The 25,435-nt window shown below is 69.0% G+C and carries 21 protein-coding genes; 10 read left to right on the top strand and 11 right to left on the bottom strand.

Features of this window, described 5'->3' with window-relative positions; translation table 11 throughout:
- Nucleotides 1-48 precede the first annotated feature (48 nt).
- Nucleotides 49-957 carry a LysR substrate-binding domain-containing protein gene (locus JTE92_RS09660; RefSeq protein ID WP_063239684.1) on the top strand — a complete coding sequence of 303 codons (909 nt, stop codon included), beginning with the start codon at nucleotides 49-51 and terminating at the stop codon, nucleotides 955-957.
- 70 nt (nucleotides 958-1,027) lie between these two features.
- Here JTE92_RS09660 and JTE92_RS09655 read toward each other — a convergent pair whose 3' ends face one another.
- From JTE92_RS09655 to JTE92_RS09645, 3 genes are all read right to left on the bottom strand, one after another.
- Nucleotides 1,028-2,749: a hydantoinase B/oxoprolinase family protein gene (locus JTE92_RS09655; protein WP_063239685.1), complete on the bottom strand. Its 1,722-nt coding sequence runs from the start codon at nucleotides 2,747-2,749 to the stop codon at nucleotides 1,028-1,030.
- Nucleotides 2,739-4,874: a hydantoinase/oxoprolinase family protein gene (locus JTE92_RS09650; protein WP_084254655.1), complete on the bottom strand. Its 2,136-nt coding sequence runs from the start codon at nucleotides 4,872-4,874 to the stop codon at nucleotides 2,739-2,741. The genes JTE92_RS09655 and JTE92_RS09650 overlap by 11 nt, the downstream gene beginning before the upstream one ends.
- A gap of 96 nt (nucleotides 4,875-4,970) precedes the next feature.
- The gene (locus tag JTE92_RS09645) at nucleotides 4,971-5,963 is read right to left on the bottom strand and encodes a Bug family tripartite tricarboxylate transporter substrate binding protein (RefSeq protein ID WP_063239686.1); all 993 of its coding nucleotides are present in this window, start codon (nucleotides 5,961-5,963) and stop codon (nucleotides 4,971-4,973) included.
- Between the two features lie 199 nt (nucleotides 5,964-6,162).
- On the opposite strand from JTE92_RS09645, the gene JTE92_RS09640 reads away from it, so the two are divergent.
- The gene (locus JTE92_RS09640) at nucleotides 6,163-7,056 is read left to right on the top strand and encodes a LysR family transcriptional regulator (RefSeq protein WP_174544865.1); all 894 of its coding nucleotides are present in this window, start codon (nucleotides 6,163-6,165) and stop codon (nucleotides 7,054-7,056) included.
- 73 nt (nucleotides 7,057-7,129) lie between these two features.
- Here JTE92_RS09640 and JTE92_RS09635 read toward each other — a convergent pair whose 3' ends face one another.
- Nucleotides 7,130-8,056 (bottom strand): LysR family transcriptional regulator, encoded by a 927-nt coding sequence (locus JTE92_RS09635; RefSeq protein WP_063239687.1) that lies wholly within the window; start codon nucleotides 8,054-8,056, stop codon nucleotides 7,130-7,132.
- Nucleotides 8,057-8,162: 106 nt separating this feature from the next.
- On the opposite strand from JTE92_RS09635, the gene dkgB reads away from it, so the two are divergent.
- The 5 genes from dkgB to JTE92_RS09610 all read left to right on the top strand — a co-directional run bounded on the left by dkgB (nucleotide 8,163) and on the right by JTE92_RS09610 (nucleotide 13,153).
- Complete coding sequence (dkgB, locus tag JTE92_RS09630) at nucleotides 8,163-8,969, top strand: 2,5-didehydrogluconate reductase DkgB (RefSeq protein ID WP_063239688.1); 807 nt, start codon at nucleotides 8,163-8,165, stop codon at nucleotides 8,967-8,969.
- An 82-nt stretch (nucleotides 8,970-9,051) separates the two neighbouring features.
- Nucleotides 9,052-10,161, top strand: a complete 1,110-nt coding sequence (locus tag JTE92_RS09625; protein WP_063239689.1) for an alkene reductase — start codon at nucleotides 9,052-9,054, stop codon at nucleotides 10,159-10,161.
- Between the two features lie 20 nt (nucleotides 10,162-10,181).
- Nucleotides 10,182-11,123 carry a cyclase family protein gene (locus tag JTE92_RS09620; RefSeq protein ID WP_063239690.1) on the top strand — a complete coding sequence of 314 codons (942 nt, stop codon included), beginning with the start codon at nucleotides 10,182-10,184 and terminating at the stop codon, nucleotides 11,121-11,123.
- 222 nt (nucleotides 11,124-11,345) lie between these two features.
- Nucleotides 11,346-12,281, top strand: coding sequence for an IclR family transcriptional regulator (locus JTE92_RS09615; RefSeq protein ID WP_063239691.1), 936 nt, complete (start codon nucleotides 11,346-11,348; stop codon nucleotides 12,279-12,281).
- A gap of 59 nt (nucleotides 12,282-12,340) precedes the next feature.
- Nucleotides 12,341-13,153 (top strand): SDR family oxidoreductase, encoded by an 813-nt coding sequence (locus JTE92_RS09610; RefSeq protein ID WP_063239692.1) that lies wholly within the window; start codon nucleotides 12,341-12,343, stop codon nucleotides 13,151-13,153.
- 52 nt (nucleotides 13,154-13,205) lie between these two features.
- Here the strand turns inward: JTE92_RS09610 and JTE92_RS09605 are convergent, their stop codons facing one another.
- The 3 genes from JTE92_RS09605 to JTE92_RS09595 form a co-directional block, all read right to left on the bottom strand.
- Nucleotides 13,206-14,597, bottom strand: a complete 1,392-nt coding sequence (locus JTE92_RS09605; RefSeq protein ID WP_063239693.1) for an MFS transporter — start codon at nucleotides 14,595-14,597, stop codon at nucleotides 13,206-13,208.
- 163 nt (nucleotides 14,598-14,760) lie between these two features.
- Entirely contained in the window at nucleotides 14,761-18,303 is a 3,543-nt protein-coding gene (locus JTE92_RS09600) for an ATP-binding protein (protein WP_063239694.1), read from the bottom strand.
- Between the two features lie 26 nt (nucleotides 18,304-18,329).
- The gene (locus JTE92_RS09595; RefSeq protein ID WP_063239695.1) at nucleotides 18,330-18,977 is read right to left on the bottom strand and encodes a response regulator; all 648 of its coding nucleotides are present in this window, start codon (nucleotides 18,975-18,977) and stop codon (nucleotides 18,330-18,332) included.
- Between the two features lie 473 nt (nucleotides 18,978-19,450).
- Here JTE92_RS09595 and JTE92_RS09590 point away from each other — a divergent pair, with 473 nt between their 5' ends.
- Both JTE92_RS09590 and JTE92_RS09585 read left to right on the top strand, forming a co-directional pair.
- On the top strand, nucleotides 19,451-19,615 hold the full coding sequence (locus JTE92_RS09590; protein ID WP_029044829.1) for an FmdB family zinc ribbon protein: 165 nt from the start codon (nucleotides 19,451-19,453) through the stop codon (nucleotides 19,613-19,615).
- Between the two features lie 181 nt (nucleotides 19,616-19,796).
- A complete protein-coding gene (locus JTE92_RS09585) occupies nucleotides 19,797-20,048 on the top strand; it encodes a hypothetical protein (RefSeq protein WP_063239854.1) in 252 nt (83 codons plus the stop codon).
- 50 nt (nucleotides 20,049-20,098) lie between these two features.
- Here JTE92_RS09585 and JTE92_RS09580 read toward each other — a convergent pair whose 3' ends face one another.
- Nucleotides 20,099-20,542 (bottom strand): BLUF domain-containing protein, encoded by a 444-nt coding sequence (locus JTE92_RS09580; RefSeq protein WP_063239696.1) that lies wholly within the window; start codon nucleotides 20,540-20,542, stop codon nucleotides 20,099-20,101.
- Between the two features lie 56 nt (nucleotides 20,543-20,598).
- The gene (gene folE, locus JTE92_RS09575; protein WP_063239697.1) at nucleotides 20,599-21,348 is read right to left on the bottom strand and encodes a GTP cyclohydrolase I; all 750 of its coding nucleotides are present in this window, start codon (nucleotides 21,346-21,348) and stop codon (nucleotides 20,599-20,601) included.
- Nucleotides 21,349-21,665: 317 nt separating this feature from the next.
- On the opposite strand from folE, the gene JTE92_RS09570 reads away from it, so the two are divergent.
- Nucleotides 21,666-21,857: a hypothetical protein gene (locus JTE92_RS09570; RefSeq protein ID WP_063239698.1), complete on the top strand. Its 192-nt coding sequence runs from the start codon at nucleotides 21,666-21,668 to the stop codon at nucleotides 21,855-21,857.
- A 105-nt stretch (nucleotides 21,858-21,962) separates the two neighbouring features.
- Here JTE92_RS09570 and JTE92_RS09565 read toward each other — a convergent pair whose 3' ends face one another.
- Both JTE92_RS09565 and JTE92_RS09560 read right to left on the bottom strand, forming a co-directional pair.
- On the bottom strand, nucleotides 21,963-23,216 hold the full coding sequence (locus JTE92_RS09565; protein ID WP_063239855.1) for an arsenic transporter: 1,254 nt from the start codon (nucleotides 23,214-23,216) through the stop codon (nucleotides 21,963-21,965).
- 46 nt (nucleotides 23,217-23,262) lie between these two features.
- A complete protein-coding gene (locus JTE92_RS09560; RefSeq protein ID WP_063239699.1) occupies nucleotides 23,263-25,404 on the bottom strand; it encodes a penicillin-binding protein 1A in 2,142 nt (713 codons plus the stop codon).
- Between the last annotated feature and the right edge of the window lie 31 nt (nucleotides 25,405-25,435).

Raw genomic sequence — 25,435 nt, 5'->3', positions numbered from 1 at the left:
AATTCTTTTTTTTGGCACATCCATAATGGCATGTTATAGACTTGCTCCATGAAAATCCGCCAGCTCGAAGCCTTCCGGGCCGTGATGCTCTGCCAGACCGTCACGCGCGCCGCCGAGATGCTGCACATTTCGCAGCCAGCCACCACGCGCCTGATCGCGGACCTGGAAGAGGCGGTAGGGTTTGCCCTGTTCGAGCGCTTGCGCGGCCGGCTCCACCCCACCGCCGAGGCCCAGGCGCTGTTCGACGAAGTGCAGCGCTCGCTGGTGGGGATCGACCGGATTGCGCAGACTGCGCTGGAGATCCGCGACATGCAGCGCGGCTCGCTGCAGATTGCCGCCGCGCCGGCGCTGGCGTTGTCGTTCCTGCCGCGCGCGATCGCCGCGTTCATGCAGGATCACCCGCAGACCCACATCACCATGCTGCCGCATTCGTCGCGCACGGTCGTGCAGATGGTGTCGGAGCAGCGCTGCGACGTGGGCTTTGCGATCCTGTCGATGAACCATCCCAGCACGCACGGCGAGCGCCTGCTCTCGACCCGGATGGTGTGCGCGTTGCCGGCCGGACACCGGCTGGCCAGCCAGGACGTCATCCGGCCCCAGGATCTCGCGGGCGAGCGCTTTGTCTCCCATCCGCGCGTGCTGGATTCCCGCCTGGAGATCGATGCGCTTTTTGCTTCCTACGGCATCGAATGCAAGGTGCAGGTGGAAACGCAGGTGTCCTGGAGCATCTGCGCATTCGTGGAGGAAGGGCTGGGCGTGGCGCTGATCGATCCGGTCACCGCGCACGAGTACAAGGGCACCGGGGTCTGCTTCCGGATGTTCGAACCGTTGCTGACGACGGATTTTTCCGTGCTGTTTTCGGCGCAGCGTTCGCCGTCGATCCTGCTCAAGGCGTTCGTGGCCCACACACGGGCCTATGCGTTGTCGAGGCTCGATCCCCGCTTTGTCGTGGGCTAGGTGATTTGCGGGCTTTGACGCACGGCGCCGGCGGCGCCACGGCGGGCGCGCCACCGGCGTCGCTGGCGGGTCAGTCCTCGCTGTACCCCGGATACTGCACGCGCGCCACGGCGGGCGTCACCTTGCCGTCGCGCAGGTCGCGGGCGAGCGCGTGCGCGGGGCGCTGCGCCGGATCGCCATAACCGCCTCCGCCCGGCGTCTCGATGCGCACGCTTTCGCCCTCCGCGAGTTCGATGTTGGCCGTCTTGGAGAACAGCTCGGTCGCCTGTCCGGTGCCATAGTTGCGCACCAGCCGGGCGCGCCTGCCGTCATGGCCGCCATCCACGCCGGCGGGGATGCCGACCGTATGGCTGTCCGAGCGCGCCGAGAAGACGATGCCGGGCGTCAATGCGCGGATCTGCTTGGCGATGCCCAGCCCGCCGCGCGTGCGGCCGGCGCCGCCCGAGTCCGGAATCATCGCGTACTCGTCCATGCGCAGCGGATACTCGTGTTCGAGCGCTTCGACCGGCAGATTGGAGGTATTGGTCATGTGCACGTGGACTGCGTCCATGCCGTCGCCGTCATAGCGCGCACCGCTGCCGCCGCCGATGGTCTCCAGGTAGACGAAATGGCCGTCACGCTGGCGCAGCCGCCCGGAGAACACGATTGCCGGGCAGGAATCGTTGCCGGAGGCCATCATCTTCTCCGCCGGCAACAGCCCGCGGAACGCGCCGAAGATGGCGCCGGCCACCTTCTGCGCGGTAATGGAGCGCGCGCCCACCGCGGCGGGCGGCTCGGGATTGGTGATGGTGCCGCGCGGCGCCGTGACGGTGATCGGCGCGAACATGCCGGCATTGGGTACCAGTTCGGGATCGAGCAGGGCCTTCACCGCGTAGTAGGCCGTGGCCCGCAGCGCATTGATGGGGAGGTTCATCGCCCCCCGTGCCTGCTTGCCCGAGCCTTCGAAATCGAGATGGAGCCTGCCGCCGGCCACGGTCAGCGTGACGCAGATCGGCACCGGATCGCCACCCAGGCCGTCGTCGTCCAGATAGCTGCTGAAGGTGTACGTGCCCTCGCGCAGTTCGGCCACGCGGTTCATCAGGCGGCGGCGCGTGTAGCGGATCACGTCTTCGACGCAGCGCAGCACCTCTTCCAGGCCCATCTGCCGGATCAGCCCACGGACGGCGTCGGCGCCGCGCGCGTTGGTCGCGATCTGCACCCGCAGGTCGAGCATCCGCTCCTCGGGGTCGCGGGTGTTGCAGCACACCAGCCGCAGCAGGTCATCGTTGGGCTTGCCGGCATCCACGATGCGGCAGGCGGGGATCCGCACACCTTCCTCGAAGATGCTGCGCAGCGTGCCGGCGATCGAGCCCGGCACCGCGCCGCCGACGTCCGAATGGTGCGCGATATTGGCCGTGAAAAAGCGCAGCGTGCCGTCCCAGAATACCGGCGTGACGATATTGATGTCGGGCAGGTGGCTGCCGTTGGCCAGGTAGGGATCGTTGCAGATGAACACGTCGCCGTCGCGGATGCTGCCGGCCGGGAATTGCGCCAGCACCGCCTCGATCGCCCCGTTCAGCGAGCCCAGGTGCAGGGGAATCTGCGTGCCTTGCGCCACCAGCCTGCCGGCGGCGTCGAACAGCGCGACCGAGCAATCCTTGCGTTCCTTGATATTGGTCGAGAATGACGCCCTGACGAGCGTGTTGTTCATGTCCTCGGTGATCGAAAGCAGCCGGTTGCTGAACACCTCCATCCCGATCGGGTCGGACAAGGCTTCAATCTCGGCGGCGGTGGCGTGAGTTTCAGAGGGCATGCTGGGGCTCCGGGGCGGCGGTATGCTGTTGCGTGTCTGCATGGGCAGGGGCGGCGTGTGCGGCGGGTGCGGCGGGTGCGGCGGGAGCGAGCATGACAAGCAGGTTGCCATAAGCGTCCACCTCGGCGTGATGATGCGGGCCGAGCACGGTGGTCGAGCTCATTTCCTCGATGACCGCCGGGCCGTCGATGCGGTGGCCGGCGCACAGCCGGTCGCGGTCATAGACCGGCGTGGCTTGCCAGCCGTGGGCGCGGCCGTGGTAGACCTCGCGCGCGCCGGCCCGGGCCTGCGCCAGCGACCCGCCGGTGCGTGCCGGGGCGAGCGGCGCCTTGATGACCTGGCCCACCGCCTGCACGCGGCAGTTGATGACCTGCACGGCGCGGCCGGGCACGCGGTAGCCATACTCGCGGGCGTGCGCGGCGTCGAAGCCGTCAAGGAAGGCGTCCAGGCTGTCCGCGTCGACGTGGTCCATCGGAACCTGGACTTCAAAATTCTGGCCGTCGTAGCGCGCGTCGATGGCAAAGCACAACCGCTGGCGTGCCGGTTCGACGTGCTCGGCCTCCAGCCAGGCGAGTGCCTCGGCCCGCAACTGGGCGAAGGCATCCACCACGCGGTGCCATTGGGCCGGCTCGGCGATGGAGATCTCGCTGCGCACGAAGTCGAACGAGATGTCCGTCAGCAGGATTCCGCGCGCGCACATGGTGCCGGGCTCCTGCGGCACGATCACCACCGGGATGCCGCACTCCTGCGCCACCTCTACCGCATGCAGGGGACCCGCGCCGCCATAGGCATAGAGCGCAAAGCGGGACAGGTCATAGCCCCGCTCGGTCGATACCGCGCGGATGGCACGGCTCATATTGGCATTGGCGATCCGGATGATCCCCTCGGCCGCCTCCTCCAGCGTGATGCCCAGCGGTACGGCGACCTGCTCGGTGACCGCGCGGCGCGAGCCGGCCAGGTCGACCGGCATGCGGCCCTTCAGCAGGGCCACCGGATTGAGCCGCTGCAGGGCAATCTCCGCGTCGGTGATGGTGGCCTGCGTGCCGCCACGTGCATAGCCGACCGGCCCGGGCACGGCGCCGGCGCTATGCGGGCCGACCTTGAGCGAGCCGGCGTCGTCGCGCCACGCAATGCTGCCCCCGCCGGCGCCGATCACATGGATATCCACCATCGGCGTCTTGACCGGATAGCCCGCGACCTGCCGGTTCGACGTGAACAGCGGCCTGCCGCCGGAAATCAGCGAGACGTCGGTGCTGGTGCCGCCCACATCGAACGTCACCAGCTCGGTCCGGCCGATGGCGCGGCCGACCGCCGCCGCGCCTACCACCCCCGCCGCCGGCCCCGACAGGCAGGTACGCACCGGGAATTGCCGCACGGCGCTGGCAGACATCAGGCCGCCGTTCGAATGGATGGTGTAAGGCGCATGGCTGACGCCGAGCGCCCTGGCGCGCTCCAGGAAACGATCCAGGTAGCGCGCCATGCGCGGCCCCACGGCGGCATTGAGCACCGTCGTGGACAGCCGCTCATACTCGCGGAACTCCGGCAGGACCTCGCTGGACAAGCTGACATAGGCGCCGGGCATGACTTCCTGCACGATCGCGCGCGCGCGCTGCTCATGGCAGGGGTTGCGGTAGGCATGCAGGAAGCCGATCGTGACCGCTTCGAGGCCGGCATCGCGGAAGGCCTCCGCGGCGCGGCGCACGGCCGCCTCGTCCAGCGGCGTGACCACGCGGCCCTGTGCGTCGAGCCGCTCCGGCACTTCGATGCGATGCTCGCGCGGCACCAGCACCGGCGGCTTGGTCACGCTGTAGTCGAACAGGTGGGGGCGGGTCTGGCGGCCGATTTCAAGGATGTCGCGGAACCCTTGCGTGGTGATCAGGCCGACCTTCGCCCCCTTGCGCTCGATGATCAGGTTCGTGGCCACGGTCGTGCCATGGCCGATGTGAGCCACCTCGGCGGCGGCGATCCCGTGGTCGCCGAGCAGCTCGGCGATGCCGCGGTCGATGGCCTCCGACGGGTCATGCGGGGTGGAGGGAACCTTGTGGAAATGCACGGCTCCCGCGGTCTCGTCGATCATGGTGAAGTCGGTGAAAGTCCCGCCGACATCGATACCGATTCGGTACATGGTTGGTCCTGGCTGGTGCTGGTGAGGAGGGGAGTGCCGGGCGTCGCAGGCGGCCCGGTCCGGGACGGCGCACGCCGCCGCCCCCGGGAGCAGATCTCATTCCGGCTTGATGCCGGCGGCCACGGCAACGGTGTGCCACTTGGCCATGTCCTTGCGGATGAACTGGCTGAATTCCGCCGCAGACATCGGGGAGGGCTGCGCGCCCTGTTCCGTCAGGTAAGCGGTCATTTTTTTGCCTTGCAGCACGGCCGCCAGTTCGCGCGACAGGCGGCCGGCAATATCGGCCGGCATGTTCGCCGGCCCGAACAGGCCAAACCAGACGATGGCTTCAAAGCCGGGGTACCCCGATTCCGCCACGGTCGGCACGTTCGGCAGCAGGGGCGAGCGCGTCAGCGATGTCACCGCGATCGGCTTGAGCTTGCCGTTGCGGACGTAGCTGTACGAGGTCATGACCACGTCCATCATGCTGTTGACGTGGCCGCCCAGCAGGTCCGCCATGGCGGGGCCGGAGCCCTTGTAGGGCACGTGCGTGAGCGAGACGCCGGCCGTGGCCTTGAACAGCTCCATCGCCAGGTGGTTGGAGGTGCCGTTGCCGTTCGAGGCAAAGGCGAACTTGCCCGGTTCGCGCTTGATCAGGCCGACGAAGTCCTTCATGTTGCTTACCGGCATCGTGTTGTTGACGACCAGCACGTTCGGGATGGTGGCAACCAGGGCCAGCGGCGTGAAGTCCTTGATCGGATCGTAAGGCAGGCGGGCAAACAGGCTGGGGGCCACGGCATGGGTGCTGACCGATCCCATCAGGATGGTGTAGCCGTCCCCGGCCTGGCGGGCCACGTACTCGCTCCCGACGGTGCCGCCGGCGCCGGGCCGGTTCTCAACGATCACCGTCCCCTTGATGCGCTCACCCAGTTCTTCGGCAATCTTGCGCGCGATCAGGTCGGTCGAGCCGCCCGCCGCGAACGGCACGACCAGCCGGACGGGCTTGGCGGGCCAGGCCGGTTCGGCATGGCTGGCGGGGCTGGCAAGCAGCAGGGAACAGCACAAAGGCAGGCTTCGCAGCAGGTGCAAGAGATGCTTCAGGCGCGGCATCGTTCGATTCTCCGTGAGGGGCAGCCGGTCGGGACCGGAGGGGATGGTTGCGCTGGGCGGCTGGAGCGGTGCTGTTCTATGTGGGTGACTGCGCGGGTGATTGCGCACCGGTCATTGCCATGGTACGGACGGAATCGGCCTGAAACGATATAGTGCCGTTTATACCTACATCCACCGTATCTATACCCAGGCGTGCGCCATGAAGCATCCCGACCTGAACCTGCTGTCGCACTTCGATGCCTTGCTTGCGTGCCGCAGCGTCTCGCGCGCGGCTGAGCAGATGCAGCTTTCGCAGCCGGCCATGAGTGCCGCGCTGAGCCGCCTGCGGCGCCTGTTCAACGATCCGCTGCTGGTGCGCGACGGCGCGCTATGGAAGCCCACGGCGCGGGCGCTGGAGCTGCACCGGACCTTCGCCCCCATCCTGCAGCAATGGCAGCTCGCCACGGCGCCGCGCGAGGCGTTCCATCCGGCCACCAGCAAGCGCGTGATCTCCATCTATGCCACGGACTACGTGCAGTTCACGGTCATGCCCAGGGTCGCGGCCCGCGTGTGCCGCGACGCGCCCAACATGCAGCTGCGAGTCTTCCCGGCGCGCCTGCAGCACGGCCTGAGCATGCTGGAGACCAACCACGTCGAGCTGATCGCCGGCTATTACCCGGAACCGGCGCCGAACCTGCGCACCCGCTTCCTGTTCGACGAGTCGACGGTCTGCCTCGTGCGCGCCGGCCATCCCTCGCTGGAGCGGTCGTGGAACATCGACGCCTATCTGCACTACGGGCATATCGACCTGGCGGCGCACACGCGCTACTTCAGCGAGCGCATCGACCGGGCGCTGGAAGGGCTGGGCCGCAGCCGCAGGCTTGCCATTACGCTGTCGAGCTATCTGGCCTGCCCCCACGTCGTGGCATCGTCCGACCTGATCGCGACCCTGCCCAGCAGCGTGGCGACAGCGCTCGCGCGCAATACCCGCACGGTGATGCGGGAAGTGCCGCTCGCGCTGCCGATGCTGAGCGTGTCGCTGTACTGGCATGAGCGCTACCAGCATGATCCTGCGCATGCCTGGCTGCGGCAGCTGATTGCCGAGCTGTTCTAATGTCCTGCCCGGAAAGCCGCCCGCGCCAGCCGGGCGCAGGCAGATGCGGCCCGGGCGCCGTTCATCGTGCCGGTCATCGCGCCGTCCAAGTTGCCGCTCCGCGCGCAGGGCTCCCGCCGCCGAGCACTTCGATCAGATACTCGACGAACGACGCGATCCGCGACGAGATCGCCGTGTTGCGGTAGTAGACGGCATGCACCGGCTGCCGCACGTCCTGCGTGTGACGCGCAAGGACCTGCACGAGACGCCCGGACTCGCGGTCCTGCGCGGTCATGAAATCCGACAGGCAGACGATGCCTGCGCCGTCGAGCGCGAGTTGCCTGAGCGTCTCTCCGCTCGACGACCACACGGCCGGCGCGATCCGGTACGGCTCGCCGTCCGCGCCAGGTATCGGCCACACGTTCAGTGATTCGGGCTGGTTGAAGCCGAGCAGCGCATGCCCGCCGAGATCCTCCGCCTTGCGCGGCTGGCCGTGCGCGTCGAGATATGCCGGACTGGCGAGAATGCGCACGCGGCTGTTGCCGATCAGCCGGCTATGCAGCGTCGAATCCTTCAGGCGGCCGATCCGGATCGCCACGTCGGTGCGCCGCTCGAGCAGGTCGATGATGCCTTCGTTGCTGTTCAGCTCCAGCTCCACCTGTGGATAGCGCTCGCGATAGCCGCGCACGAGCGGCACGATCACGTGCAGCATGAACGGCGTCGCGGCATCGACCCGCAGTCGCCCCGACGGCTTCTCGCGCCGCGCGAGCATCTGCTCTTCGGCGCTTTCGACCGAGTCGATGATCGCCCGCGCATTCTGCAGGAAGGCCCGGCCTTCCTCGGTCAGCTCCAGGCGGCGCGTGGTCCGCCGCAGCAGCGTGGTCTTCAGCTTTTCCTCGAGCCGCGCGAGCGTGCGGCTCGTCGCCGACACGGTCAGGTCCAGCTGCTGCGCGGCCGCGGTGATCGAACCGGTGTCGACCACGGTCGCAAATGCCTGGAGTTCGTCGAGCGTGATGTTCATTGTTGATATGAAATCAAAACTGTTTGGTTTATAGACGACTTTTTATGCAAAAGTAAAGCGGGCACACTGCGCTCCATCCTCACCGGTCCCTACCAAGGAGCACACCATGCGCAATATCCCCGCTTTCGGCCTCGGCACGTTCCGCCTGCAAGGCCAGGTTGTCATCGACTCGGTCCGCAACGGCCTCGAACTCGGCTACCGCGCGCTCGACACCGCCCAGATCTACGGCAATGAAGCGGACGTGGGCGAGGCGATCGCCGCTTCCGGCGTGCGCCGCGACGATCTGTTCCTGACGACGAAGATCTGGGTCGACAACTACGCACAGGACAAGCTCGTGCCCAGCCTCGAGGAAAGCCTGGCGAAGCTGCGCACGGACTACGTCGACCTGACGCTGATCCACTGGCCGGCGCCCGGCAACGGCGTGCCGCTCGAGGCCTACATGACCGCGCTCGCCGAGGCGAAGGAAAAAGGCCTGACGCGGCAGATCGGCATCTCGAACTTCAACATCGACCTGACCAGGCAGGCGATCGCCGCGGTCGGCAAGGACGCGATCGCGACGAACCAGATCGAGCTGAGCCCCTATCTGCAGGGCCGCAAGCTGGTGGACTTCCTGCAGCAAGAGGGTATCCACGTCACGTCGTACATGACGCTGGCGTACGGCAAGGTGCTGGGCGACCCGGTGATCGGCGCGATCGCGCAGCGGCACCAGGCGACGCCGGCCCAGGTCGTGCTGGCCTGGGCGCTGCAGCTCGGCTACTCGGTGATCCCGTCGTCGACCAAGCGCGAGAACCTCGCCAGCAACCTGCTCGCGCAGACGCTGCGCCTGAGCGACGAAGACATGGCGCAGATCGCCGCGCTCGAGCGCAACGGCCGCGAAGTCAGCCCCGACGGCCTCGCGCCGCAATGGGACTGAACGCGCAGGCACTCTTTTTTCGACCCGTCTTTCATCGATCCCTCCGCGGCCCGCAGGCCGCGGATCCGACCGCACACGCACCATGACCCAGGATCCGCTGTTTCAATCGCTTCAACTCGGCGGGCTGACGCTGCCGAACCGCATCGTGATGCCGCCGATGACACGCTCGCGCGCCAGCCAGCCCGGCGACGAGGCCCACGACCTGATGGCCGCGTACTACGCGCAGCGCGCGGGCGCCGGCCTGATCGTCGGCGAAGGCACCTACATTGCGCCGCTCGGCAAGGGCTACGCATGGACGCCCGGCATCCATACGCCCGCGCAGGTGGCCGGATGGCGCAAGGTGACCGATGCCGTGCACGCCGCCGGCGGCCACATCTTCGCGCAGCTCTGGCATGTGGGCCGGCTCAGCCACGCGAGCCTGCTTGGCGGGCAACAGCCCGTGTCGTCGTCGCCGATCCAGGCGCAGGGCGTGAACGTGTTCATCGCCGGCGAGGACGGCAGCACGCCCGGCTTCGTCCAGGCCTCCGCACCGCGCGCGCTGACCGTCGACGAGATCCGCGAAGTCGTGGACCAGTACCGCGCCGCCGCGCGCAACGCGATCGAGGCGGGTTTTGACGGCGTCGAGCTGCACGGCGCGAACGGCTACCTGGTGAACCAGTTCATCGACTCGAATGCCAACACGCGCACCGACGCCTACGGCGGGTCGCTGGAGAACCGCTTGCGTTTCCTTGGCGAAGTCGCGCAGGCGCTGGTCGAAGGCACGGGCGACGCGTCGCGCGTCGGTATCCGCCTCGCGCCGCTGACCACGCTGAACGGCTGCGTCGACGACGATCCCGAAACCACATACCTTGCCGCGGCCAGCCTGCTCGGCGAACTCGGCGTCGGCTACCTCCACATCGCGGAAGCGGACTGGGACGATGCGCCGCTGATGCCGGTGGCATTCAAGCGCAGGCTGCGCGAGGCATTCCCCGGCGTGCTGATCTATGCCGGCAAGTACACCGCGGAACGCGCGCGCGAGGCGATCGCCGCGGGCTGGACCGACCTGGTCGCCTTCGGCCGTCCGTTCGTCGCGAACCCGGACCTGCCCGAGCGCCTGCGCGTGGGCGCGCCGCTCGCGCAGCATGACCGCGGCACGCTCTTCGGTGGCGGTGCGCAAGGCCTGACCGACTACCCCACGCTGGCCGCAGCCTGAAAGACATCAGGAGATCGATGATGAAGACGATTTTCGCGAAACTTGCGCTGGCCGCCATGCTGCCGCTTGCCATGCAAGCTGCCTCCGCGGCGGACTGGCAGCCGTCCGCCTACGGCCCGGACGACGAAGTCGGCGCGGCGAACTTGCTGACTCCCGATGTGGTCAGGCAGGCCGTCACGCTGGTGAAGACTGGCAAGACCTATCCGCTGGCCGTGCCCGTGGACAAGGACCTGCCCGCGTTCCGCCACCGCAGCTTCCGGCTCTACAACGTGCAGGTGGGCCAGCAGGCCGGCAAGTCGCTGGGGCCCAACAAGTTCACCTTCAACGACGAACTCGTGAACGCCTGGACGGGTGTCGGCACGCAGCTCAACGGCATCGGCCACATCGGCATCGACAACGTCTACTACAACGGGAACAAGGCGGCGGACTTCGTCACCGTCGACGGCGTGAAGAAGCTTGGCGTCGAGAAGGTGCCGCCGATCGTCACGCGCGGCGTGGTGCTCGACATGACCGCGCACTATGGCAAGGCGATCGTCCCGGGCGGTACCGAGTTCACCGTCGCCGACATCCAGGCCGTCCTGAAAAAGGAGGGCCTGACCCTGCGCAAAGGCGATGTGGTGCTGTTCAACACGGGCTGGCTGGAGCTGATCGGCAAGGACAACAAGCAGTTCCTGGAAGTGGAGCCCGGCATTGGCATGGAGGCCGCGAAGTGGCTCGCCGACCAGGGCATCGTCGCGTTTGGCGGCGACACCTGGGCGTCCGAGGTCTATCCGAACCCGCGCGGCAAGGACGAATTCCCGGTCAACCAATACATGCTCGCCAAGCGCGGTATCTACAACCTGGAACTGATCGACAGTCGGGCGCTCGTGCGCGACCAGGCCTGGGAGTTCCTGTTCGTGCTGGGCCAGCCGCTATACGTCGGTTCCACGCAGGTCAACGTCAACCCGGTAGCCATCCGGTGACGGCGCCAGCCCGGGCATGCCAGGTGCGGGAACGTGGCCGCAGGTTCCGGCTCCTGCCGTTGACGGCAAAAAGTCGGGCAAAAGTCGCGCTAATCCGCTGATTCGTATCCATAAGCCCCGTTTCTGGCGCACATGCTTTCGCTACATAGCGGTGCCGGTTCCGGGCGGGAAACTGCTATCAAGGGTTCTTTGCCGTTGCCGCAAACCGTCGCCACCTGCCTCATGAAGCGCTCCACCACCATCCCGACCCCGCCGCCGGACGCCGCCCAAGCGACCGCGCCGGCCGGCGGGCAGGCGAACCGGGGTGGCGCCGACGACCGCAATTTCGTCACGGCCCTGGCGCGCGGCATGGAACTGCTGCGGGCCTTCGGGCCACAGGACGATTACCTCGGCAATGCCGAGCTGTCGCGCCGCACCGGCATCCCGCGGCCGACCGTGTCGCGGCTGACCTACACCCTGGCCACGCTTGGCTACCTGACCTATATCGAGAGCGCGGAGAAATACCGGCTCGGGCAGGGCGCGATGGTGCTGGGCCATCGCTACATCGGCGGCGCGGGCATCCGCGAGATCGCGCAGCCGCTGATGCAGTCGCTGTCCTTTGCCACCGACTGCACCGTGGCGCTGGCCATGCCGGACCGGCACGCCATGGTCTACCTGGAAAGCTGCCAGCCGCGCGGCGCGCTGGTGATCCGGCTGGCGCCGGGGGCGCGCCTGCCGATGGCGACTTCGGCGATCGGGCGTGCCTGGCTGGCAGGGCTCGACGCCGGGCACCGTGAAGCCGCGCTGGCCGAGCTGGCGCGCCACTACGGCGCGCGCTGGCCGGCCGTGCGCAGCGGCATCGAGCGCGCGCTGCAGGACCACGCCCGCCGCGGCTTCTGCGTGGCGCACGCGGAATGGGACCGCACCGTCAGCGGTGCGGCGGCGCCGCTGCGGCTCGCGGGCAGCAGCGAAGTGCTGGCCATGAATATCGGCGGCTCCGCGGCGCGGCTGTCGCCGGAGATCCTGGAAGGCAATCTCGGCCCGCGCATCCGCGACCTGGCCGAGACGTTGCAGGCGCGCCTGTGGCAGCCCGGCGGTGCGCGCGCATCGATGCGGCTGCCTGCGGATGCGCCCGAGGCGGGCGCATGTGCCGCCGGCGAGCGTGCCGCCAACGCATGACGCGGTGACAGACCCCGGTGACAGACCCATATCAACAAGCATCGATGAGGAGATAGCGCATGGACGTACGTAACAAGACCGTGGTGGTGACCGGGGCGGCCACCGGCATTGGCCGCGCGCTGGCGCTGGCGTTTGCCCAGGCCGGCGCACGTGGCGTGGCGGTGGCCGACCTGAACGAGGCCGGCGCCGCCGGGGTTGCCGCCGAAGTCCAGGAGGCCGTGCCGTCGTGCCAGGTGTTCGCGCAAGCGGTCGACGTCGCCGACGCTGCCGCGGTGCAGGCACTGGCCGACGAAGCCACGCGCCGCTTCGGCCAGGTCGACATCTTCTGCTCCAACGCCGGCATCATCCTGCGCAAGGGCCTCGACGCGGGTGCCGAAGAATGGCAGCGCATCTGGGAAATCAACGTGATGGCGCATATCCATGCGGCGCGCGCCGTGCTGCCGCAGATGCTGGAGCGCGGCGACGGCTATTTCGTCAACACGGTATCGGCGGCGGGGCTGCTGTCGCAGATCGGCTCGGCGCCGTATGCGGTGACCAAGCACGCGGCGATCGGGTTTGCCGAATGGCTGTCGATCACCTACGGCGATCGCGGCATCAAGGTCAGCTGCATCTGCCCGCAGGGCGTGCAGACCAACATGCTGTTCGGCGAGAAGGGTGAGCGCAAGGGCTTCCTGCAGGAGGGTTCGGTCACCGCGGAGCACGTGGCCGCGGTGACGCTCGAAGGCGTGGCCGACGAGCGCTTCCTGATCCTGCCGCACCCGGAAGTGCTGGAGTATTACCGCCGCAAGGGCCAGGACTACGACCGCTGGCTGCGCGGCATGCGGCGCCTGCATGACAAGGTGATGCAGGAGTTCGGCGGCATCGCGGTGTAAGCGCGCAGGGGCCCGCGCGGGCCGGCTTCAGGCGTTTGCTTCGGCGTTCGCTTCAGGCGTCCGGTTCCGCCGCCGCCTGCGCGTTGCCTTCGCCGCTGGGATCGCGCAGCCGGCTCAGGCTGATGAGGGCGCCGACGGTCGCGACCGCCGCCGCCACATACAGCGCGATCCGCGCGGCGCCGTCCGGCGCCAGGCTGAACAGCAGCGCCACCAGCGCCGTGCCGGTGGTCTGGCCCAGCAGCCGCGTGGTTGCCTGCGCGCCGCTGGCGCCGCCGCTGCGTGCCGGCGGCGTGGCGCCGATCATGGCGCGGTTGTTGGGTGACTGGAAGAAGCCGAAGCCAGTGCCGCACAGCGCCATGCGCCACGCTATGTCGAGGCTGCTGGCATCCGGTCCCAGCGTTGCCAGTCCCACCAGCCCGCCGGCCAGCATGGCCAGCCCGAGGCCGGCGAGGATGCTGGCCGGGTAGCGGTCCGACAGCCGCCCCGACAGCGCCGCCATCACCGCCACCATCATCGGCCACGGCGTGATCAGCAGCCCGGTCTCCTGCAGCGAGCGGCCAAGCTGGTATTCGAGGTAGAAGGGCAGCGCGATGAAGGACAGCATCTGCGTCATGAACGAGCAGAAGGAGGTACCCACCGCCAGCGCGAAGGCCCGGCTGGCGAACAGGTCCACCGGCACCAGCGGCGCGGCGCGGCCGCGCTGGCGCCGCACCAGCAGCCATCCCAGCACGATCGCGGCGGCAAGCCCCGCGACGCCGGCCGCGCGCCAGGCCGCATGGCCGAGCCCGTCCACGCCCAGGATGAACAGCCCGAACACCAGCGCCGACAGCAGCGCACTGGGATAGTCGAAAGTGCGCGGCTGCGGTGGCGTGTCCGGCAGCGCGCGCCGGCTCAGCACCAGCGCCAGGATGGCCACCGGCACGTTCACCGCGAACAGCCATTGCCAGCTGGCTACCGCCAGGATCAGCGCGCCCAGCGAAGGCGCCACCGCAATGGTCACGCCCACCACCACCGCGTTCAGCCCGATGCCGCGGCCCAGCTTCGTGGGCGGATAGATAAAGCGCACCAGCGCGGTATTGACGCTCATGATGCCGGCGCCGCCGATGCCCTGCAGCACGCGCGCCGCCACCAGCATCGGCAGGTTGACCGACAGCGCGCATAGCAGCGAGCCGACCAGGAAGGTTGCGAGCCCGGCACGGTACACGCGCTTGTAGCCGAGGATATCGCCCAGCGACGACAGCGGCAGCAGGCACACGGTCACCGTGAGCTGGTACGCGTTGACGACCCAGATGGTGCTCGACGGCTCCGCGTGCAGTTCGCGCGAGATGGAGGGCAGGGCGATGTTGGCGATCGAGCCATCGAGCACGGCCATGATCAGGCCGAAGAAAACGGTGAGAATCGCCCAGGTGCGTTGCGGCTGGGGGAGGCCTTGTTCTGGCTGCATGAGGGAGACATTGGAGACAATGGCGCGCCCGGAAGGCGGGGGATGGCGGGCCATCGCGCGGCTTTGCCATTATCGTCCTGCGTGGCAGGACTCGCAAATCCGCCAATTGTGGTAGGGCGTGCCGGTCGGGCACTTGTGGGCACTTGCAGCCACCGCCGGCGCGCTAGGCCGCGGCGCCGATGTCTTCCATATAGCTGCGCAGCCGCTCGCGCAGCGCCGCGGCCGCGGCGGCGACCGCCGGGGTCCAGCCCGGCGCCGCGCCGCACAGCGCTTCCAGCGCCCGGCACTCGCGCACGATGCCCTTGCGGCGCACGATCATGAACGCGCCAGCCGCGGCATGGGTCCAGCGTCCGAGGGCTGCCAGGTTGCATTGCGCGATGCTGCGCTCCAGCTCGGGCAGGTCTTGCTGCAGTTGCCTGCGCAGCATGGCTTCGTAGCGCTGGCGGTCGTTGCCAGCTTCGATGCTGGCGTGATCCTGTGCCACGCCACCCTGGCGCCCGGGCAGATGGTCCAGGCAGTCCCGCAGGTCCTGCAACGATGCCGGCTTGGCCACGTAGCCGGCGAACCCGCGCTGGCGCCAGTCCACCGACCATTCGCCGCGCGGAAACGCGCTGAAGGCCAGCACCGGCACGCCGGGATGGCGCGCACGTACCGCCTCGAGCAGTTCATGGCCGTCCATGCCGGGCATCTGGATGTCGGTCAGCACGGCATCGACCCGCGCGGTCTCCAGCACCGCCAGCGCCTGCTTGCCGTTGCTGACCACGATCGGCTGGTAGTCGAGCGTTTGCAGCTGTTCGGTGATCAGGGCCTGGTTCAGCGGGTTGTCCTCGGCCACCAGGATGGAGCCCCGCGGCGTGGTCGGGACTGGCAAGGGCTGTGGCGCTGCGGGCGCGGTGTCCGCGGTGTCCGTGGTGTCCGTGGTGCTCTCGGCTCTGCTTTCGGTTCTGCTGTCGGCATTGCCTGGCCTGTTGCCCGGCCCTTGCGCACCGGCGCTGTCATGGCTGGCGTTGCCGGCTGCCGCCGCCACGCACGCCAGCAACGCATGATGGCTGTACGTTGTGACCTCGAGAATCCCGGGCGCGCGCTGGTGCGGACGATGTGGGCCGTCCGGCGTGACCCACACCACCGTGGCGGCGCCCGCTTCGTGCAGCGTGGCGAGCGCGGCCAGCGCAAAGTCGTCGCTGGCCACAATGACCCGGGCCGGCTTGTACGCCAGGTATTCCCGCGCTGCCGCCAGCGATGCCAGACCGCTCGCGCGCCAGCCCGCGGCATTGAGCCATGCTTCAAGGTTTTCCGCGATACGCGCATCCTGGCACAGCACCAGTACGTGGCCCTGCGCGTGGCCCTGCGGCGCAGTGGTGTCCGCGAGCGCGGTGGCCCGCTGCGCCGCCGGCACGGTCTGCACCGGCAACCGCACCGGCAACCGCACCGTAAAGGCGCTGCCGATATCGGGCACGCTCGCCACTGTGATGCTGCCCCCCATCAGCTCGCACAGCCGCGCGCAGATCGAGAGCCCGAGCCCGGTGCCGCCCAGGCGCCCCGCGCTGACACCATCGCCCTGCACGAACGGCTGGAACACCCGCGCCGCCAGCGACGGCGGCATGCCGATGCCGGAATCGCCGACGCGGCAGACCAGCTGGGGCACGCCCTGGCCCTCGGTGCACAGCTCCGCGCTGAAGGTGATGCGTCCGCTGGTGGTGAACTTGAACGCGTTACTCAGCAGGTTGTTGAACACCTGCACCAGGCGCGTGCGGTCGCCAGTGATCTCCACGTCGAGCGATGGTGACAGCAGCAGGTGAAAGCGCAGCGGCCGACCCGCCGTCATCGGCGCGTAGGTCAGCGCCAGGCTTTCGAGTGCGTCGATCGGGCGGAAGGGTTCGTCGACCAGTTCGAGCTTGCCGGCATCGATCTTCGAGAAATCCAGCACATCGTTGACGATGCGCCGCAATGCCTCGGCGGCCGCGTCGAGCGCCTGCAGGCGCGGCGCATGCGGCTGCAGCCCCGGGCTGCGCGCGAGCAGTTCCAGGTTGCCGAGCAGCGCATTGAGCGGCGTGCGGATCTCGTGGCTCATGGCGGCAAAGAAAGTCGAGCGCGCGCGCATCATGGCCTCCGTGGCCTGTTGCGCCGAGCGCAGCTGGTCCTCCAGCGCCTGTTGCGCGGTGCAGTCCAGCACCGCGCAGAACAGCACGTCATCATCGCGATAACGCGCCGGCGCATAGGTGACCTGCAGGAAGCGCCCGGCGGTGGCGGCGACATTGGTGGCGTCGGTGGCGTCGGTGGCGTCGGCGGGTGGGGCCGCTGCCGGCGCGGCGACTGTCAGGCTGGCAATGGCGGCAGGGCCGTCGCCGCAGCGGCGCGGCTGCGCGCCGAACGCTTGTACCAGCGCGTCGGGCATTTGCCGGGAGCCGCGCAGCTGCAGCAGCGTGTCGGCTCGCTGGTTGCACATCAGCACGCCGTAGTCGCGCTGGCGCACGATGCACAGCCCGACCGGCGTGGCGCTGACCAGGATATGCGTCATCAGCTCGCTTTCCAGCGCGCGCGAGGCATCGGCATGCGTGCGCCGCAGCAGGTGGCGGCTCCAGTAGCGTGCGGTCAGCACGATGCCGCCGACCAGCACCAGCATGGCCGCCGCGATGCCCGCGAACTCGGCGGCGAGCGCCGCGGCCAGCATCCGGTATGGCAGGAAGTACACCAGCAGTCCAAGGCCCGCCTGCAACGGCTCGACCAGCAGCACGCCGTTGCCGGCGTACCGCAGCGTATCGTGATCGATGTGGCGCGCCCGCGCCGTCAGGTCGTCTATCTGGGCGGCCGATGCCACGCCTTCGCGCGGCGACACGTCGATGATCTCGTCGGCTTCACTGACCAGCAGCAACAGCGCCGGATTGCCCGGCCGTTGCAGGGTCGCCAGGAAACCCTGCAACGGGATGCAGGCGGCGACCAGCGTAGTCGGCCTGTCGCCGGCATAGGCGGCACTGACCAGCATCATGACCGGGGTATCGTCGACCGGATGCCGCAGCGGGCCGATCCACACCGGCTGGTCGCGCGCCGGCACGGCATGGCCGGTGCGGTCCCGCAGCGCTTCGGTCAGGCGCATGCGCAGCAGCGGGATCAGCGTCGGGTCGAGCGCCATCGGCGCGCGTGCGCCGGCTTCGGGCTGGCGCACGACCACGGCGCTGTCTTCGTCCAGCGCGACGGCAAAGGCGTCGTGATCGAGGCCGAACGCCTGCTGCGTTGCCATGGTGGCCAGCGCGATGCCGCGCAGCCCGGCGAACTGCCTTGGCAGCCTGGCGCCCCAGGCGAGCCGCGTGTCGTCGGTGGCGAGCAGGTGATAGTCCTTGCCCACCGCGTCGATGTGGATGCTGGCCGCGCCGGTGCGCCGGAACGATTCAAAGGCGGCATCGCGCGCCGGGTCGGCAGCAGGGGTTTCACGCTGGTAGCGGATCGTCAGCACGCTGCGCCGCAGGAACGACGCCTCGTTCTGCAGCAGCTGCGACAGCGCCGCCATGTACTGCGCCACGTGCCCGCGCCGGTAGTCGATGTGCCGGCCCGCGGCCAGCCCGGCCAGCAGCAGGCCGGAGAACACCACCACGGCGATCAGCACGGCAATGGTGGCGGCGTAGCGCTGCTGCTGGCGCCGGGATTGCTCGGCCAGTGCGTCGAACGCGCTCGTGAGCGATTCGCGCGTGCGCTCCACGTTCGCTTCCATCGGCGCGTGTTCAGGCCGGCGCGGCGTCAGATAAGGCCATTTTCGTACGCATAGCGGATCAGGCCGGTGTTGGTCTGCACGCCGAGCTTGCGCATGGCGACCGTCTTCTGGCTGGAAATGGTGCTGACCGAGCGCCCGAGCTTGCCGGCGATGTCGGCCAGCTGGATCCCCTGCGCATAAAGCCTTACCACTTCCAGTTCGCGCAGGGTCAGTTCGGTCGCCGGGGCCGCGGCGAGTGCGGCGCTGTCAAGGATGGCCTGCGCCGAAGGCGAGTGGTAGCAACCGTCGCAGGCGACAACCTGGAGACAGGCCCGCACCACTTCATCGATCGGATCTTCCTTGCTGACGTAGGCGCGCGCACCCAGCTTCATGGCGCGGCGGATGATCGCGGCATTGGCCTGGGCACTGATCACCACGATGCGGGTCAGCGGATGGCGGCGCGCGAGCCGGGTCAGCAGGTTGAAGCCGTCCGACGAGGCATCGCCGCGGCCCATGCAGAAGTCGGTGATGGCAATGTCGGCGGGCTCGCGGTCGAGCGCTGCCAGCAGTTCCGTGCCGTTGCCGCAGGCGCTGGTGACCCGGAGGTTGGGCGTGCGCTGCAGGCAGTCGCGCAGCGCGACCATGACCAGTGGATGGTCGTCCGCCAGGGCGACACGGATGATTCGGTCGTACATCGTTTTCGGATCCTCGGGTTCTCGGCGCGTGCTTGGACGGGGGACCTGCAGGCGCCATGGCGGCACCGCAAATCCGCATTCTGGCTATGTTCCCGGCGCCCCTGAATCGTAATTCGGCTAGTTCCGGGGTACTGCCGTTGTGCCGGACGGCGGGTGGGCAGTCGGGTATAAGGGTACGGCCTGAACCCCGCATGGCGTGACGGCGAACTGCGCGGGAGCAGCGCGATTTTTCCGCGGATCGCGCGCAATGGCATTTGCGTGACATCAATGCATGGCGCAGCGGTGCTTTCCCGGGCAAGTGGATTGCCAACGACATATGCCGGGGCGCCGGCGGCAGCCATCGAACTTTCACGCTTGGCGCCCGCGCACGCTGTCCTAGAATGAACCTGACACGCGCCCGCGGCCATCATGCCGCGCAAGGCCCGGCTCGCGCCGGGTGGCGCTTGCGGCGCGTGCCGCGTGGGGGAATTGCCATGCCCGTTTATCAATACCGCTGCGAGAAGTGCGGCCATGTGTTCGAGAAAACCGAGCATCTCGCAGAACATGCCTCTGCCCATCCGAATTGCCCGAACTGCGGCAGCCAGTCCGTCCAGCACGCACCGGCCCCGTTCGTGGCAGTGACCCAGCGCAAGAGCTGAGCCGTAACAACAACGTTCCAGGAGATTTGCGCTCCGCCGCGAGGCCGCAGCGGGGCGTTGGCGTGCATGCCGCCGGGCGACTGCCGACGGGATGCCGGAGTGGTTTCATGCGTGGCGCCTGCACCGCCACGCGCGTTCGCGCTGCGCGCAAGCGGCGATCTCAACCTTGACGGAGGATGCCATGGCCACGAGACCGTTTTCCCAGTTTCCCGCCGACGAGCAGCAACAGGTAACGCAGGCTTGCATGCATGTCGGGATCGCGCTGGAGGCGTTCCAGATCACGGACGAAGGCGATGGCGCGGGCCGCCGCGTCAGCGTGAAGCGGCTCGGCACGGACGCGGTCAGCGTCTATGAGGCCGGGCCGGGCTCGGTTTGGGTCGAAGAGTTCGAGAGCGATCTCGAGTGCGGCCTGTTCGGCCGCGTGACGGCATAGCGCGCGAGGGTAGTGCGCGGGGGTAGTGCGGGCGGTGCGGGCGGTGCGGCTCAGTGCCGGCCGCGCTCGCCCAGGCGCGACACCACCGAGGCGCCGGCAATCAGTTCCTTGAGCAGTGCCAGCGAGGCCGCGCCGCAGGTTCGGAACGGATCGAGTTCGGCGCGTGCCGAGAACTTCAGCAGCGTCGCGGTGTTGATGCGCGCCGCGTTGACCTGCCCCATGGCCCAGCCGGCGAAGTCGCGCGTGCAGGTTTCCTCGAAATGCAGCAGCGTCACGTCCTGGTGGCGCGGGTCGCGCGCGATCGACTGGAACAGTTGCGAGACTTCCTGCCGGTCGCCTTCGAGCGCCTGCAGGAAGACGCCGTTGCCGTGGCACAGCACGCCGGTGATGCCGTGGCGCGGGTTGCGCTCCAGGCTGGTGGCCAGGATCGCGTCGAGCAGGGCCGTGTCGATGGCCTGGCGGGCACGGCTGGCATAGATCAGGCGGACTAGCATGGTCGTGGCGGTTCCGTGATGGGGAAGAGGCGGGTGCCCGTGCGTGGGCAGCGCTCCTAGCCGCGGTTATTGTTCAGCAGCGTGAGGAATTCACGCCGCAGGCTGTCGTCCTTCAGGAAGGAGCCGCGCATCACGCTGTTGGTCATCTTGGCGTCGGTGTCGCGCACGCCACGCCAGTGCATGCAGAAATGCTCGGCTTCCATCACGATGGCGAGGCCGTCGGGGTTCATTTTTTCCTGCAGCAGGTCGGCGACCTGTGCCACGGCTTCTTCCTGGATCTGCGGCCGGCACATGATCCATTCCGCCAGCCGTGCGTACTTGGACAGGCCGATCAGGTTGGAATGCTGGTTGGGCATCACTCCCACCCACAGCTTGCCGATGATCGGGCACAGGTGGTGCGAGCAGGCACTGCGCACGCGCAGCGGGCCCACGATCATCAGCTCGTTGAGCTGGCCGACGTTGGGGAACTCGGTCACCGCCGGGGACTTCGCGTAGCGGCCGGCGAAGATTTCCTTCAGGTACATCTTGGCCACGCGCCGCGCGGTTTCCTGCGTGTTGTGGTCGTTGTCGACGTCGATCACCAGCGCGCGCAGCACGCCTTCGATGCGGGACTGGACCTCGGCCTGCAGCTCCTCCAGCTCGCCCGGCTCGATATAGCGGGCGATATTGTCGTTGGCGTGAAAGCGTTCCTGCGCCGCCTGCAGGCGCGCGCGGATCCGCTCCGAGACGGAAGAGGCCGGGTCGCCGGCCGCCGCGTCGGCCGGGTGGGGGTCATGCGGGCGGTGCGCCGCGTCCTTGCTGTTCATGGAAAGCGTGGTGGGTTGCGGAGTGGTCCGGCACGGTTGCCGGCGGGTGTGCCGGATTCACTATATGGCAGATGCGGTGGCCCGACAACCTGCCCGCCCGACGCCCTGCGGATCCTTTCCCACTGCCGGACGCGCCGCATAACGCACACCCAGGCTTGCCTCCGTGAATTGTTCGTGACAACGCTCAACCTCGCCCCGCGCGACGCCGGCAAGCGCACATAATGTCTGCAAACATCAGCCGCCCGCCACCTGAATCCACCTGAACGGCGGGCGTATCACAAGTTGCGGCCTTACTTTTTGTCGGGAACAACGTGACCATGCCGATCGCCTTTCCGTGCAGCAGCCTGATGCTGCTCCATGTCGTGACGATACCGCTGCCGGCAACGCCGGTGGAAACGGGCGTGGCGGAGCATCATGCCAGCGCTGCCCGTGCGCGCAAGCCCGGCTTGCGGCGGCCGCTCGCCGTGGGCGCGCGCGCACCGACAGGCGGGCGTGCTCCCACCGGCTGAGGCGCGCGGCAGCGTGCCGGACCCGCTCAAGGCGCGCGGCAGCGTGCCGGACCCGTTCAAGGCGCGCGGCGGCGAGCCGGACCCTGCCCAGGCGCCCCGCAACGCCTACCAGAGCAGCAGCGCCAGCGCCGGCACCATCGCGGCCGGCATGACGATCGCGCCCAGGCGCAGGAACTGGCCGGCGCTGACCATATGTCCCTCGCGGCGCAGCGCGGTGAGCCATAGCAGCGTGGCCAGCGAGCCGGTCACCGACAGGTTCGGGCCCAGGTCGATGCCGATCAGCACCGCGCCGGTGACCGCGTGCGACGCATCGCCCGCGGACAGCGCCGACGCCGCGATCAGCCCGGCCGGCAGGTTGTTGGCGATATTGCCCGCCAGCGTCACCAGCCCGCCCACCGCCAGCAGCGCCAGCGCACCGCCATCGCGCGAGGCGGCCGCGACCGCATCGGCCAGGTAGCCGATCACCGACGTCTGTTCCAGCGCGGCCACCAGCACGAACAGGCCGGCCACCATCGGCAGCACGCTCCACGAGACTTCGCGCAGCGCCGGCAGCAGCAGGTCGCGCCGGGTGGCGCAGACCAGCAGCAGCGTGGCCACGCCCGCGGCGCAGGTGGGCCAGCCCAGTTCGCTGCCGCGCAGCGACGCCACCAGCAGCGTGATGCCGGTCAGCACGATGCCCAGCGCGGTCAGCCAGGCCTGCAGCGACAGCGGCGGCACCGGGACGTCGCTGCCGATCGGCTCGGCCAGCGCATGGCGCTGGGTCCACCAAAGCGCGGCCAGCGTCGCCAGTACCGCGGCCAGCGACGGCAGCGCGAAGCTGGCCAGCCATCCCGCCAGCGGCGGCATGCGCTCGCCGAAGATCACCAGGTTGGCCGGATTGGAGATCGGCAGCACGAAGCTGGCCGCGTTGGCGATGAACGCGCACGCGTACAGGTAGGGCAGCGGATGGCGCACGCGCGCCGCACGCGTGGCGGCCAGCACCGCCGGCGTCAGCACCACCGCGGTGGCATCGTTCGACATGAACGCCGTGACCAGCGTGCCGAAGCCGTACACCAGCAGGAACAGCCGCAGCGCCGAGCCGCGCGCCTGGCGCACCGCCAGCGCGGCGACGTGGTCGAACAGGCCGGTCTTGCGGGCCAGTTCGGAGATCAGCATCATGCCGGCCAGGAACAGGTAGACGTCGTAGCCGCGCATGACCGCCGCGAAAGCATCGGGCAGCGCCAGCAGCCCGGTGGCGCACAGCAGCAGCGCGCCGGCGGCGGCCCAGAATGCCTCGGGCAGGCGGAACGGGCGGAACAGGACGCCGGCGGTGGTCAGCGCGGCGACCGACCAGATCAGCTGCGGGCTGTGGCTGGATATCAACACGGGAACGAAGGTGGGGTGAGGCGGCAGGAAAGCGTGGAGTCTACAGGCCGTCCCGGCTGACGGACATGGCGGGCGCGGCCACGGCCGCAGGCGCCGGCATGCCGGTGGCGGTGCCGGAAGGCGGCGTGCCCGCGGCTGGCGGCGCCGAGGATGTGGCGGGATGGGCCGGGTTGACCGCGTTGCTTGCCACCGGGGCCGCGACAGGATCCGCGGCCGGCGCCACCAGCGGCTCCGCCGGCGGCGGGAAGCCGAGCGAGGCGATGCCATGGCTGCCGTCCGCGTACTCCGCATAGATCCAGTCGTTGCCCGCGCGCACCAGGCCGGCCGGGACGTCGGACTCCGCCTCGGGAATGCCGGCCAGCCGTCCTTCCATGTACGCCGCCCACACCGGCAGCGCGGTGGTGGCACCGAACTCCTGCTCGCCCAGGCTGCGGTTGTCGTCGTAGCCCATCCACGCCACCGTGACCACGCCGGCAGCATAGCCGGCAAACCAGCCGTCCATGGCTTCGTTGGTGGTGCCGGTCTTGCCGGCCACGTCGTGGCGGCGCAGGTAGCGGCGCACGCCCGTGCCGGTGCCTTCGTCGACCACGCTGCGCAGCAGGCTGTCCATCACGAAGGCGTTGCGCGCGCTGATCACGCGCGTCGGCGCTGCGGCGCCATCGGCGCCGGCGTGGCCCGCTTCAAACAGCACGTTGCCCTCGCTGTCGGTGATGCGCTCGATCAGGTAGGGCTCCACGCGCTGGCCGCCGTTGGCGAACACGCCGTAGGCCGCGGCCAGCCGCAGCGGCGAAGTGGTGCCGGTGCCCAGCGCCAGCGGCAGGTAGCGCGGCAGCCGCCTGGGCGAGAAGCCGAAGCGGCTGGCGAACTCCACCGCATAGGGAATACCGATCGCCTGCAGCGTGCGGATCGCCGGCAGGTTGCGCGATTCGGCCAGCGCCTGGCGCACGGTGACCGGGCCGATGAAGCGGCCGTCGTCGTTGGACGGCTGCCAGCGCGACGAATTGGCCAGCGGCGCGTCGTTGATGACCGTGCCGGGCGACATGCCGCGCTCCAGCGCTGCGGCATAGACGAAGGGCTTGAAGGTCGAGCCCGGCTGGCGCTGTGCCTGCGTGGCGTGGTTGAAGCGGCTGGTCCCGAAGTCCGCGCCACCCACCATCGCCTCGATCGCGCCGGTACTGGCGTCGAGCGATACCAGCGCGGCCTGCGGCCCCTGCGCCAGCGCCGGCACCGCCTTGCGGTGGCGGCGCGCATAGCGCTGCAGTCCGCCGGTCACGGCATCGTAGGCCAGCGTCTGCCGCACCGACGACACCGTGGTGTAGACGTTCAGGCCGCGCGTGTAGGCCTCGTCGCCAAAGCGCTCGCGCACCAGCTGGCGCGCCAGTTCGGCCACGTACCCGGCATGGCCGGCGAAGCTGCCGGGCGTTTCGCCGGAGATGGCCAGGCGCTCGGCGCGGGCCGCGCGGTAGTCGTCCTGGCTGACCATGCCGAGCGCCAGCATGCGGCCCAGCACGTATTCCTGGCGGCGCTTGGCGCGCGGCAGGTTGACCACCGGGTTCATGGTCGACGGCGCCTTGGGCAGCCCGGCCAGCATCGCGCTCTCGGCCAGCGACAGCGCCGCCAGCGGCTTGCCGAAATACGCTTGCGCCGCGCTGCCGAAGCCATAGGCATGCTCGCCCAGGTAGACCTGGTTCATGTACAGCTCGAGGATGCGGTCCTTGGACAGCGACTGGTCGATGCGCCAGGCCAGCAGCATTTCATACCACTTGCGCGCCAGCGTCTTCTCGCGCGACAGGTAGAAATTGCGCGCGACCTGCATGGTGATGGTGGACGCGCCCTGGGCGTAGCCCTGGCCGAGGTTGGCCAGCGCGGCGCGGAACAGCCCGGGGATGTCGACGCCCTCGTGCTCGTAGAACTGGTCGTCCTCGGCCGCCAGCAGGGCCTGGACCATGCGCGGGGGGATCTGCCCGAAGGGGATGAATTCGCGGTGCTCGCTGCCGAATTCGCCGATCTGCACGTTGTCGCTGGTGTAGATCCGCAGCGGGACGTCGGGGCGATAGTCGCGCAGGGCGTCGACCGGCGGAAGCTGCCGCAGGCTCAGCACCGCGGCAAAGCCGGCGAGCAGGCTGGCGGCCACAGCCAGCGCCAGTATGGCGCCGCCTGCCTTGACTGCGATTTTGTTCATGCGCGCATTCTACCTGCTGGCCGAACCGGCG

The organism is Cupriavidus oxalaticus (assembly GCF_016894385.1).
In the GTDB taxonomy this organism is placed as follows: Bacteria; Pseudomonadota; Gammaproteobacteria; order Burkholderiales; family Burkholderiaceae; genus Cupriavidus; species Cupriavidus oxalaticus.
This window is presented reverse-complemented; position numbering and strand designations above follow the sequence as displayed.